The following is a 12,060-nucleotide window of genomic DNA, read 5'->3' as shown; positions in this document are numbered from 1 at the left end:
CTATCATAGATGAAAATAAAGGAAAAATCCACGGAGGAAAAAGTAATCAGAAAATATTTACTGCGATTGAGACAACCACGTATAAAAAAGAAAGAAAACAGATATTATATCCGGGGCTATAAGGGAACGGAAGTGATCATCTGTACAGATCATGAGATCCTGAAGAGGATTGCCTACAGGCGTACCTGCGTGAAACAAGTCTGCATTCCTGGAAGATATGAAACAGAAACAAAATATATCTATACAAGAAAAGAAAACAGAAGAAGCCGCCCGGTCATAGTTCCGGGCATTCCGACCGGTAGAAAAACTGCTATGCCACGTGCCGTGCGGACCGTGCTCCATGCTCTTTCCTATGGCGGGATCGAAGTGGAGGCTTCCAGAAAGCTGGCAGATCTTAAGAAGATGGATCCTATGAGGATCTTTTACAGGACGCTGGATGCGGAAGTTTATAACGGAGACTATAAAGTGCCGATCCGTCTGTTTTTTCCAACAGAAGAGGACATGGAAAACGGTGCCGCCTCCGGAAAAAAACCACCGGTGATCCTGTTTTTCCATGGCGGTGGCTGGGTTACGGAAAGTGTAGAGAATTATCAGCGGGTTTGTGCCAGAATGGCACAGTCTACCGGTCAGATCGTGGCGTCTGTTGAATACAGGCTGGCCCCGGAATACCGTTTCCCGGTGGGACTGATGGATTGTTATGCAGCTGCGAAGACTTTTTACACCAATCGTTTTCTTCTGAATACGGATCCGGATCGTATCACCATTATGGGAGATAGTGCAGGCGGAAATCTGGCAGCGGCTGTATGTATGATGGCCAGAGACCGCGGAGATTTTTTTCCAAAAAAACAGATCCTTATTTATCCGGCACTGAACAACTGTTATACGGAAGACTCTCCCTTTGAATCCGTAAAAACAAACGGAACCGGTTATCTTCTCACAGCGGAGAAGATGGAAGATTATCTGAAATTCTATGAGAGTTGTCCGGAAGACAGGAGGAATCCCTATTTTGCGCCGATCCTGGAGAAGAATCTTAGAAATATGCCGGATACACTGATACTTACCGCTGAGTTCGATCCTCTTCGGGATGAAGGTGAGGCATTTGGTGAAAAACTGAAGGAAGCGGGAAATCGTGTGGAAGTGCGCAGGATCGCAGGTGCGTTTCACGGGTATTTTGCACTGGGGATCAAATTTCTGCATGTGCAGGAGAGCTTTGCATATGTAAATCGTTTTCTCGAAACAGAGGAACAGGAAGAAGGAAAGCATCATGAAGAACGAATATGCACAGTGGAGAAAACTTGACAATGCGGCGCTGGCGTTCCCGGCGGTGACAGGAAAGAATGACACCAGGGTATTTCGTTTTTACTGTGAACTGAAAGAAGAGATAAAAGAAGAAAACCTGCAGGAGGCCCTGGAGGGGACACTGGAAAAATATCCTCTTTTCCGTGCAGTTTTAAGAAAGGGACTGTTCTGGTTTTATCTGGAGAGACGTGATATTCCGGCAGTGGTAAAGAAAGAAGCAGGTGCACCCTGCAGCGGACTTTATATTCCGGACAAAAAAACGCTTCTTTTTCGGGTGAGCTATTATAAGAACAGGATCAATTTCGAGGTATTTCATGCGCTGACGGATGGAACGGGAGCCATGCATTTTCTGATGGAGCTGGTGAAAAATTATCTTCAGGAGACGCACCCATCCGCAGAGCTTCCGGAGCTTTTTCCGGATGAAAACATTACGGGCAGGGATATGGAGGAGGACAGCTTTTCTCAGTATTATTCCTCCGATGCGCCAAGAAAGAGAGAGTCCAAGAAGCCTGCTTTCCAGTTAAAAGGCGAGAAGCTCAGGCAGGAGGATATGAATATCACGGAAGTCTGTGTTCCGGTAAAAGAGATCCACGCCCGTGCAAAAGCGGCCGGTGTGTCGATCACGGTTTTTCTTACGGCAGCACTTATCTGGGCGATCCATGAAGAAGTACCTCAGAATCAGGCGAAAAAGCCCATTGGTCTGATGATCCCGGTAAATTTGAGAAATTATTTTCCGTCCCGGTCTATGGCAAATTTTTTCGGATGGATCGAGATCAGCTGTTATTTTCAGCCTGATACAGCCTTTGAGGATATTCTGAGATCCGTAAAGGAGCAGTTTGCAAAGGAACTGAGTAAGGACGTGATCGAAGCAAAGCTGAATGATCTGGTAAGCCTGGAGAAAAATCCGATCCTGCGTCTGGTACCACTTGAGATCAAAACCCCGTTCCTTCTTGCCGGGACGACTCTCGGAGGGAGGTCTATCACGGCGATCTATTCCAATGTGGGGATCATCCGGATGCCGGAGGAATATCGGAAATATATTCAGAGATTCGGACTTTTTGCAAGCACGGACAGTCTGCAGCTGTGTTCCTGTTCTTTTGGAGATGAGATGGTTTTAAGCTTTACGTCCAAGATCCCCAATGGAAATATTGAGCGGAATTTTGTGGAGAGACTGAAAAATGAGCAGGTATCCTGTACAATTCGGGAGAATGATCTTCCGGGACAGAAAGAGGAGCAGAAACAGCAGATGAAGCTTTTTGAGAGCTTTACATTTCTGTGTATTGTGCTGGCTGTGGTATGTAATCTGATCGATTATCTGCTGGATGGTCATATAGGCTGGGCCTGGTTTGTGACTGCAGGGGCGTTCTGCACCTGGCTGATGGTTTCAGTGGCTTATGTGAAGCGGCGGAATCTTCTGAAGAATGAGATGTGGCAGCTGGTGATCGCAGCTGTTGCAGGAGTGCTTTGGGATGTGTTTACCGGCTGGCGTGGCTGGTCTGTGGATTATCTGCTTCCTCTGGCTGCGCTTGCTGTGATCTGCTCCATGTGGGTGATCACTGCGGTACAGAAGCTGGAGGTGGCGGAATATATGATCTATCTTCTGGAGGCAGGAGCTTTCGGAGGAGTGATCCCTGTGATCCTGTTGGCTGCCGGTGTGGTAACGGTGCTGTATCCGTCTCTGATCTGCATATGCGTCAGTTTCCTGATGCTGATATGGCTGTTCCTGTTTAAGAGGAAAGATATGGTGCGGGAGATGCAGAAGAAATTCCGTGCATAGAAAATAAAAACAACCGTCGATCTGCAGAGGACTTTTTGAAGAGCTGTCTGCAGACCGGCGGTTTTTTGATCAAATCAAGGGAGTCTCCTGCAGGGTTGCGAAAAGCAATAAGCAGTGGGGGAAACTTGCCCGATGTTCGGAGATCAGAATCCGAAGTCCTCATAGTCCTCCGGTGTGAACTTATGATAGATCATATGCTCACCCTCCAGGGACAGACAATACCGGTAGTCATCCGGGATCCCGTCTTCGAAATATACAAGATAATCAAATCCGGTTCCGGTTGTTTTTTCCACGTGTACATGTTCGGAATAAGCATGAAAAATGTCCATCACTTCATCCAGAGTACAGCCCTGACGTGCAACCGTGCCTATAAAGCGTACCAGAAATTCACTCGGCTTCCGGTTTTCGTGAACGTAGTCCGAGGCCTGAGGCGGCAGGGTGATGCAGAAACGCCCGTTTTTGGAAGAAGCCGTTACTTTTCCAAGACGGTCACAGGCATAATCTGAGAATTTTTCCATTGCATGCTGCATTTCTTCTTCCGTAAGCTCTGTGCCAAGAAGGCGGTTCAGAGACTGCAGCGGATAATAAAAACGGGTAACTCCGCTCATGTATCCGATCTTTACCTGTTGTTCCTGGATCATATCCAGGAGATTATTTTCCAGTTTTTTGAAATTCATTATGTTTTTCCTTTCCGAGGTCTGAAGGTTTATTGAACTGCATACATTCAGATCCCATTTTTTTCGCAGATATCATTGAGACAGCAGCGGTCACAGTAAGGCTTTGTCCGCGCTGTACAGACTTCTCTTCCATGATTGACAAGACGGTGGCAGAGATCATTGCCTTCTTCCGGAGGGATGATCTTCCAGAGAGCCATTTCCACCTTTTTCGGATCCTTCATGTCATGGACAAGGCCGATGCGATTGGAAAGGCGGATACAGTGAGTATCTGTTACAATGGCGGGCTTGCCGAATACGTCCCCCATGATCAGGTTTGCGCTTTTTCGGCCCACACCGGGAAGCTTCAGAAGTGCGTTAAAGTCTTCCGGCACCTTGTCGTGATACTGTTCGTGGAGAATGCGCATACAGGCGCTGATGTCCCGGGCTTTGCTTTTTCCAAGGCCGCAGGGACGTACAATGGCTTCGATCGCTTCCGGCTCTGCTGCTGCCAGGGCTGCCACATCCGGGTATTTTGCATAGAGATCCTGAACAACTACATTGACCCGGGCATCGGTGCACTGAGCTGCCAGACGGACACTTACAAGAAGCTTCCAGGCATCATCATAATCCAGTGTACAGTCTGCATCCGGATATTCCTTTTTTAAACGGCTGATAACTTCATAGGCCAGTTCCTGTGTTGTCATTTGTATATGAACCATCCTTTCAATTTCGGTTATATTACTGAATTACTACAGCCAGGATGATACCACAGCATTCGGAGAATTACAAGGTGGACAGGAGTACGGAAGCAGTGTGTGGCATTTGGGAATTTTATCAGCAGAGCAATTTTGGGAATCCCCCCCAGGGGCTTGTTAATACCCTGACAATTTGGTACATTAAACGTGACCTGTGAGGGACCTGATCTCCCTCACGTGAATAGAAAAGTGCGGAGGAATCAACGTGGAAAAACTTCTCGATGAAATCGAATCTTACTGGAGCACCCGTACAGAAGGGTACTCCGAAGTGAATCATAAAGAGCTTGCAGGAACGCAGAAAAACGCATGGCTTAAGGTGCTGACCAGTCAGTTTCCGGACAAACCCAGGGAAGAGATCCGTATCCTGGATATCGGAACAGGCCCCGGATTTTTTCCTGTGATCCTGGCAGAAGCCGGATATCATGTAGATGCAGTGGATTATACGGAAGGAATGCTGGAAAAGGCAAAGGAAAATGCAGGAGAGCTTTGCCGGAACATCTGTTTTTGGAGGATGGATGCACAGAAGCTGGATTTTGAGGATAATACCTTTGACGTGGTCATTTCCCGAAATCTTACCTGGAATCTGGAGCATCCTGATGTTGCTTACAGAGAGTGGGTCCGTGTACTGAAGGCAGGAGGAAGACTTCTGAATTTTGATGCCAACTGGTACGGTTATCTTTATGAGGAAGAGCAGCGTAAGGCCTACGAAAACGACCGGAAAAATGTGGAAAACAACAGCCTGGATGATCACTATCTCTGTACGGATATTGAGCGCATGGAGCGGATCGCCCTCCAGGTACCGCTGTCAAAGATCAGTCGTCCCCAGTGGGATGTAAAAACTCTCAGAGAAGCAGGACTTCTTGGGATCCGCACAGACACAGAAATATGGAAAACGGTCTGGAGTGAGGAGGAGAGATTAAATTATCAGTCCACACCAATGTTTATGGTAACTGGTGTAAAGCCGGATCATTTCCTGAATCTTCCGGTTGCGGCAGGAGAAAAAACAGAAGGCTTTCTCGAGCTCGGAGATGGAGAATTTGTCCTTCCGGCAACCATCATCCGTGGAAAAGATCCTGGAAAAACCGTTCTCGTCACAGCAGGTCTTCATGCAGGAGAGTATGTGGGGATCCAGACTCTGATCGAGCTGTCGAAGCGGCTGAAGCCGGAAAAGGTAAAGGGCCAGCTGGTTCTGGTAAAGGTGCTGAACCGGGAAGACTTTGAGAAGCGTGCAGGCAGCATCAGCTGGGAAGACGGAAAAAATCTGAACCGTGTTTTCCCTGGCAGAAAAGATGGCACAAAAATGGAACGACTGGCAGCGGCCATCACAGAATCCCTGATTCGGAAGGCAGATTATTATATCGATCTTCACGGCGGTGATGATTATGAGGAGCTGACTCCGTATGTATATTTTGCAGGCGTGGCAAAGCCGGAGATCGTGGAAGCTTCCCGGAAAATGGCAGAGCAGGTTGATGTCCCATATATGGTACAGTCAAATGTGAGTACAGGCGGCGCCTACAATTATGCGGCAAGTACCTTCCATATTCCGGCGGTCCTTCTGGAACGCGGCTGTATGGGAACCTGGGAACGGGAGGAAGTGGATTCCATGCGAAGAGATGTAAGAAATATCCTCTGCAGCATCGGAGCCTATAACGGAATCCGTTCCCACAGTACGTACTATCCGCTGAAAATGGATGATGTGCGTTATCAGTGCGCCAGTGTCAACGGTCTCTGGTACCCGGTGAAGAAACCAGGCGATATCGTTCATCAGGATGAGTATCTTGGAGAGATCCGTGATTATGAGGGAAATGTACAGGAAATCTGTCGCGCAGACATGGATGGTGTGATCCTTTATCAGGTATCAAGCCTTCAGGTTGTGGAAGGCGGCCCTGTGATCACCTACGGAAATATCGTAAGAGAAAAAGACGAGCGGAAAACAAGGATCGCCCAGTACTGGACCAGGCGCAGCGACAGCTTTCTGGAACAGAGAAGAGCAGAGCTTCACAGTGCACTTGCAGGCCGCTGGATGGCTGAGCTTAAGAAGTATCTGCCTGAGAAAAAGAATCTCCGGATCCTGGATGTAGGCTGCGGAACCGGATTTTTTACCATTCTTCTTGCAAAGGAAGGCCATCAGGTAACCGGGATCGATCTGACGCCGGATATGATCACTCATGCAAAGGAGCTGACGGAGGAAGAAAAAGCAGACTGCCGGTTTATGGTGATGGATGCAGAAGCTCCGGATTTTCCGGATGAGGAATTTGACGTGATCGTATCACGAAACCTTACCTGGACACTTCCGGACGCGGAGCATGCTTATCAGGAATGGTTCCGCGTACTGAAACCGGGCGGAGTGATGATAAATCTGGATGCAAACTACGGAGCAGCAGACTTTGCGGACACTGCGGATCTTCCGGAGAATCATGCCCATCATCAGATCCAGGATGAGCTGATGCAGGAATGCGAGGATATCAAGCGGCAGCTGCCCATCAGTTCTTTTCTGCGTCCGGCATGGGATCTGGAAACGCTGAGCCGTATAGGTGTGGAAGAATTTTCCTTTGACCTTGGTATCAGCAAACGTATTTATACAGAAAAAGACGAGTTTTACAATCCGACCCCGATGTTTTTGATCTTTGCAAAGAAACAGAGGTAGGATCATGCTCAATATAAAACAGATACAGTATTTTGCGGCCTGTGCCAAAACAGGCTCCTTCAGCCAGGCAGCAGAGATGCTTTTTACCACGCAGTCAAATGTAAGCAAGGTGATCCGTTCCATGGAAGACGATATGCGTACCCAGCTGTTTGTCCGTCATGCAAAGGGCATAGAGCTGACACCGGAAGGAGAGCGTGCATATATCCATGTGCAGAGGATCCTGGAAAATATAGATGAACTGGAAATGCAGGCACAGCCACTTGCAAAAAGCAGCTTGTGTGTATGCTTTCATCCCAGCTCCTGGTTTGCGGATATCTTCGTAACGTATTATGAAGCACATAAGTGCGATGATCTTCATTATCAGGTTTACGCAGCAGATACCCATGAGATCATAAAACGTGTGAAAGGCAGACAGGATGATATGGGATTCGCCTATGTGATGCAGAATCAGCTGGCGGCGTTCCAGTATTTTCTTTCCCGGAATTATCTGGAATTTGAGCTGCTGACGGAAACCGAGGTAAATATTTATACCGGGAAAGGGAAAGCAGATACAGCAGATGAGGGAGATTTTAATATGTCCCAGCTCAGGCTGATCCAGAGATTTCCCGATGAATTTTCCCCGGATAATTACCGGAACCTTGTAGAGGAAAACGGTCATTCCGCAGTGGAGGCAGAGACTGTAGTCGTAACAAACAGTGATTATATCGTGGAACGTCTTCTTGGTTCCGGAGAGCTGTGTAATATCAGTGGTGCGGATCTTTCCGGCCGTGATCCGGGATATTCCTCCGTGAAATATACATTTCCGGGAGAAGGCCAGAAACTTGTTTACGGGTGCATTTGCCGGAGAGGTGAAGAGCTCAGTGAACAGGGAAAGGATTTTCTGGGATTCGTGAAGGAAAGACTTCAGATTTCCGGGAAGTGATAAAAGAATAAAGCAAAAGACCAGACGGGATTTTTCTGCACGGGACACAGGTTCCTGATACAGAAAAGTCCCGTTTTTTATATGGAATACACATCCATGCCAAACCCGACTGTCCAATATCCCCGTACCGGGGTTGTCCGAAAGCTGTTAAATGATAAAATAATATCAGCAGCACACTCCGCGTGCTGAATATAAAAACACTGTGATGCACATAACCTCCGCGCACTCCTATTTGTGCATACAAATGTTTTGTCGAATAATAACACGACCCTTTCAAAAGCAGTTATGGTTTTGGATGCCATAACTGCTTTTGAAATATGAACACTAATCGCTCCACGATTTGTGTTCATGAGTATGCAGCAGAGAGGAATGCGAATGTCTGTCTGAACTGTAAAGGGCAGTGGGAAAGGAAAATTATGAACAAAGAAAATAAACTCGTCATCCGGATCCTGAAGCGGATCCTTCTGCTTTCAGTGGTTATGTTTCTGCTGTCTGTGGTGGTGTTCTGGCTGGCGAGACTGGCGCCGGGAGATCCCCTGCAGTCTTTTTACGGAGATTCCCTGGAAATGATGACCAGCGAGGAAGTGGCTGCGGCCAGAACGAGGCTGGGACTGGATCAGGGGATCGGGGTACAGTATGTAAGGTGGTTTACCAATGTAGTCCATGGTGATTTCGGATTGTCGCTGAAATACAGGCAGCCGGTTATGAATGTGATCAAACCGCTGATCGGAAATACTCTGGTGCTGGGAGGAATTGCTTATATTGTGATCTTTATACTGGCAGTTCTGATCGCCATATTCTGTACGCTCCATGAGGATCAGTGGATCGACCGGCTGATCTGCAAGATCGGAACAGCAGCCTATTATGTGCCGGCTTTCTGGCTTGGTGTGGTACTGATCCTGATCTTCAGTGTAAATCTTGGATGGTTCCCAAGCAGCGGTGCCTATGATGTGGGAATGGCAGATAGTATCGGCAATCGTATGAAGCATATGATCCTTCCGCTGGTAGTAATGATCTTCAGCCATCTCTGGTATTACGCATATATGATACGCAACAAATTCCTGGATGAGGTGCGAAAGGATTATGTACTTCTTGCCAGATCCAAGGGACTTTCCAAAAGAAAGATCCTGTGGAAGCATTGTCTTCGAAATGTAATGCCGACGATCGTGAGTATCATGGCAGTCTCGGTACCCCATGTAACCGGTGGGACTGTAACTGTGGAAGCTGTTTTCAATTATGCGGGAATTGGAAATCTTGCAGTGGAATCTGCGAAATATCATGATTATAACCTGCTGATGATCGATGTGCTGATCACGGGATTTATCGTATTTTTAAGCAGCTTTGTTGCACAGACTGTCAATGAAGAGATCGATCCAAGAATGAAGGATTCGGAGGTGAGGGTATGGTAGCTGACCGGAAGCTTTCAGAAGCTGAGCTTTTTCAGGTAGTTGGTGCCGGGTGGAAGCAGCATGAATCTGAAAAACGAAAAAAAACATTTCAGGAAAAGCTGAAGGGGAAACCGGTATTTTCCATGTTCCTGCTTTTTCTGATCGTTTTGGGCTGTGTATTTGCAAATGTTGTTGCAAATCATGATCCCTCAGGTTTTTATCTCCAGAATCTGAATACACCGCCGGGAAAGGAATTTATCTTTGGAACGGATTCGCTTGGAAGAGATATTTATTCACTGATCTGGTATGGCGGACGGGTTTCTCTGGTGATCGGGCTTCTGGGAGCTGCGATCATTACTGTGATCGGTGTTACCTACGGATGCATCAGCGGAACAGCAGGTCCAAAGGTGGATTCGGTTCTGATGCGGTTTACGGAAATGTGCGGAAGTATTCCGACCCTTCTGCTGATCCTGATCCTGTCTGCGGTCCTTCAGGCCGATGATGTGATCAGCATATCTGTGATCATCGGTATTACCGGGTGGTTTGCACTGGCACGTATTGTAAGAAGTGAAGTGCGGCAGATAAGAAACAGTGATTATGTGATGTATGCAAGACTCTGCGGAGGAAGTTTTGGATATGTGATGTATCACCATCTGATACCGAATTTTGTTTCGGCGATCATGTTTGTGGTGATCTCTTCGATAAGCAGCTGTATTACCATGGAATCTACTTTAAGCTTTCTTGGCCTCGGGCTTCCGGCAAATGTAGTCTCCTGGGGAAGTATGCTCTCACTGGCAAATAAAGCACTGATCATGAATACCTGGTGGGTGATCGTGATCCCGGGAGTTTTTCTGGTCATTACTTTAATGTGCATTACCAGTATGGGAAGCTTTGTGAGAAGTGAGGTAAATGATCATTACAGCAATCTCTGATGCAGTCAGAAAAAATATTTGGACGCAAACCGTGATAAAACATTCCGAGGTGTAGATAACCGGTTTGAAAATAAGGAAAGATGAGGAAAACAGAATGAAAAAGAGAACAGGAATCAACTATGGAAGAAAATATGCTGCGATAACACTGGCAGCAGTGACCGCAGCATGTACAGGAGTATCGGCAGGCAGTGCGGTAACTGTAGCTGCGGCAGAAGAAAACAAAACTCTGGTATATGCAGGTGAGTCAGAAAGTACGATCAATCCCCTTCTGAATAACCATGATGAACTTCCGGATCTTATTTTTTCAGGACTGATGAAATATGATGCCAATGGAAAGCCGGTAGAGGATCTTGCAGAGAGTTATACCTTTGACAAGGATACCAATACCTATACTTTTAAACTTCGAGATGGTGTTAAGTGGCATGATGGAGAAGATTTCAATGCAAAGGATGTTGTATACACCTATAAGGAGCTTACAGAGGATGAAACCCTGGGAGCCAGCATCACCAGCAACTATCAGGACATCACAAGTATTGAGGCACCGGATGATCAGACTGTGATCTTTACACTGGATCAGTATGATGCTGCCATGCTGGATTACTTTACCATGGGAATCCTTCCAGAGCATCTTCTGGAAGGGGAGGACATAAATACTACATCCTTTAACCAGAATCCGGTGGGAACAGGCCGTTATAAATTTGAAGACTGGGATGCTACCGGCGGAATGATCACACTGAAACGAAATGAAGATTATTACGGAAAGGTTCCGAATATTGAAACCGTTGTATATCGTACAGTATCGGATGAGACTACAAAGGCAACCATGCTCCAGTCCGGTGAGGCGGATCTTGCATGGCTGAATTCCAACTATGCTTCTCAGTTCAAGGATAAGGACGGATATAATTACTGGGAGTTCACCACAGCAGATTACCGTGGAGCTGCCATGGATATGAGCACAGATTTCTGGAAGGAAAACGGAGATTCCATCGGCGTTCTGAATTATGCGCTGGATAAGGATTCCATTATTGCAGGTGTTCTTGCAGGACAGGGGGAGCCGGCATACAGCCCGATCCAGAGAAACCCTCTCGGAACAGATAAGGAAGCCAATATCTACTCCTATGATCTGGATACCTTTGCAAAGAAGATGGAAGAGCTGGGATGGAAAAAAGGTGATGATGGGATCTATGAGAGAAACGGACAGAAATTCCACTTTACCATCCAGGTACGTGATTACGAAGAAGAGCGTGTGGATATTGCCAATGTCATGTCTGATATGCTGAAGCAGGCTGGTGTGGAAATGGAAGTAAAGCTTGTTACCAAATTTGACTGGGATGCAGGATACAATGGATTTCTTGCCGGCTATTCAACACAGTTTGACCCGGATATGGCATATGTAAATTTTGTGACAGATGCAAGTGGAAACAACATGCATTATTCCAATGCAGATGTGGATAAATATCTTGAGGAAGGCCGTCACGGTGAGACTGAGGAAGCCAGAAAAGAAGCATATGGTGAATTCGAAAAGGCATATGCCGAGGCACCTGGAATCCTTCTGGTTGCTTATCTTCAGGGAGATTATGTAGGCGTTTCCGGACTTGACGGACTGGATACCACACGTGTTCTGGGACATCATTCCGTAGGTGTTATGTGGAATATTGAAAACTGGACCATTACAAAATAAGGA

General features: G+C 46.9%; 9 protein-coding genes. 7 read left to right on the top strand and 2 right to left on the bottom strand.

Features of this window, described 5'->3' with window-relative positions:
• Positions 1 to 9 precede the first annotated feature (9 nt).
• Together V9W66_RS06850 and V9W66_RS06845 are read left to right on the top strand one after the other, a co-directional pair.
• Entirely contained in the window at positions 10 to 1,299 is a 1,290-nt protein-coding gene (locus V9W66_RS06850; RefSeq protein WP_330575266.1) for an alpha/beta hydrolase, read from the top strand.
• Entirely contained in the window at positions 1,265 to 3,076 is a 1,812-nt protein-coding gene (locus tag V9W66_RS06845) for a DUF6320 domain-containing protein (protein WP_144093452.1), read from the top strand. The genes V9W66_RS06850 and V9W66_RS06845 overlap by 35 nt, the downstream gene beginning before the upstream one ends.
• A gap of 143 nt (positions 3,077 to 3,219) precedes the next feature.
• Here the strand turns inward: V9W66_RS06845 and V9W66_RS06840 are convergent, their stop codons facing one another.
• Positions 3,220 to 3,753 carry a DUF3877 family protein gene (locus V9W66_RS06840; RefSeq protein ID WP_144093450.1) on the bottom strand — a complete coding sequence of 178 codons (534 nt, stop codon included), beginning with the start codon at positions 3,751 to 3,753 and terminating at the stop codon, positions 3,220 to 3,222.
• 47 nt (positions 3,754 to 3,800) lie between these two features.
• A complete protein-coding gene (locus tag V9W66_RS06835; RefSeq protein WP_022427162.1) occupies positions 3,801 to 4,436 on the bottom strand; it encodes an endonuclease III domain-containing protein in 636 nt (211 codons plus the stop codon).
• 256 nt (positions 4,437 to 4,692) lie between these two features.
• On the opposite strand from V9W66_RS06835, the gene V9W66_RS06830 reads away from it, so the two are divergent.
• From V9W66_RS06830 to V9W66_RS06810, 5 genes are all read left to right on the top strand, one after another.
• Complete coding sequence (locus V9W66_RS06830) at positions 4,693 to 7,134, top strand: methyltransferase domain-containing protein (RefSeq protein WP_144093447.1); 2,442 nt, start codon at positions 4,693 to 4,695, stop codon at positions 7,132 to 7,134.
• Between the two features lie 4 nt (positions 7,135 to 7,138).
• Positions 7,139 to 8,056 (top strand): LysR family transcriptional regulator, encoded by a 918-nt coding sequence (locus tag V9W66_RS06825; RefSeq protein WP_144093445.1) that lies wholly within the window; start codon positions 7,139 to 7,141, stop codon positions 8,054 to 8,056.
• Between the two features lie 416 nt (positions 8,057 to 8,472).
• Positions 8,473 to 9,465: an ABC transporter permease gene (locus V9W66_RS06820; RefSeq protein WP_144093443.1), complete on the top strand. Its 993-nt coding sequence runs from the start codon at positions 8,473 to 8,475 to the stop codon at positions 9,463 to 9,465.
• Complete coding sequence (locus V9W66_RS06815) at positions 9,459 to 10,376, top strand: ABC transporter permease (protein ID WP_144093441.1); 918 nt, start codon at positions 9,459 to 9,461, stop codon at positions 10,374 to 10,376. Before V9W66_RS06820 ends, V9W66_RS06815 begins: the two co-directional genes overlap by 7 nt.
• Positions 10,377 to 10,470: 94 nt before the next feature.
• Positions 10,471 to 12,057: an ABC transporter substrate-binding protein gene (locus tag V9W66_RS06810; RefSeq protein ID WP_144093439.1), complete on the top strand. Its 1,587-nt coding sequence runs from the start codon at positions 10,471 to 10,473 to the stop codon at positions 12,055 to 12,057.
• Positions 12,058 to 12,060: the final 3 nt, after the last annotated feature.

It is taken from the genome of Blautia massiliensis (ex Durand et al. 2017) (genome assembly GCF_051861785.1).
Lineage (GTDB): Bacteria > Bacillota > Clostridia > Lachnospirales > Lachnospiraceae > Blautia_A > Blautia_A luti_A.
This window is presented reverse-complemented; position numbering and strand designations above follow the sequence as displayed.

Coding starts and splice junctions, on each gene's coding strand:
- V9W66_RS06850 (WP_330575266.1), top strand. CDS start 10: ATGAAAATAAAGGAAAAATCCACGGAGGAAAAAGTAATCAGAAAATAT.
- V9W66_RS06845 (WP_144093452.1), top strand. CDS start 1,265: ATGAAGAACGAATATGCACAGTGGAGAAAACTTGACAATGCGGCGCTG.
- V9W66_RS06840 (WP_144093450.1), bottom strand. CDS start 3,753: ATGAATTTCAAAAAACTGGAAAATAATCTCCTGGATATGATCCAGGAA.
- V9W66_RS06835 (WP_022427162.1), bottom strand. CDS start 4,436: ATGACAACACAGGAACTGGCCTATGAAGTTATCAGCCGTTTAAAAAAG.
- V9W66_RS06825 (WP_144093445.1), top strand. CDS start 7,139: ATGCTCAATATAAAACAGATACAGTATTTTGCGGCCTGTGCCAAAACA.
- V9W66_RS06820 (WP_144093443.1), top strand. CDS start 8,473: ATGAACAAAGAAAATAAACTCGTCATCCGGATCCTGAAGCGGATCCTT.
- V9W66_RS06815 (WP_144093441.1), top strand. CDS start 9,459: ATGGTAGCTGACCGGAAGCTTTCAGAAGCTGAGCTTTTTCAGGTAGTT.
- V9W66_RS06810 (WP_144093439.1), top strand. CDS start 10,471: ATGAAAAAGAGAACAGGAATCAACTATGGAAGAAAATATGCTGCGATA.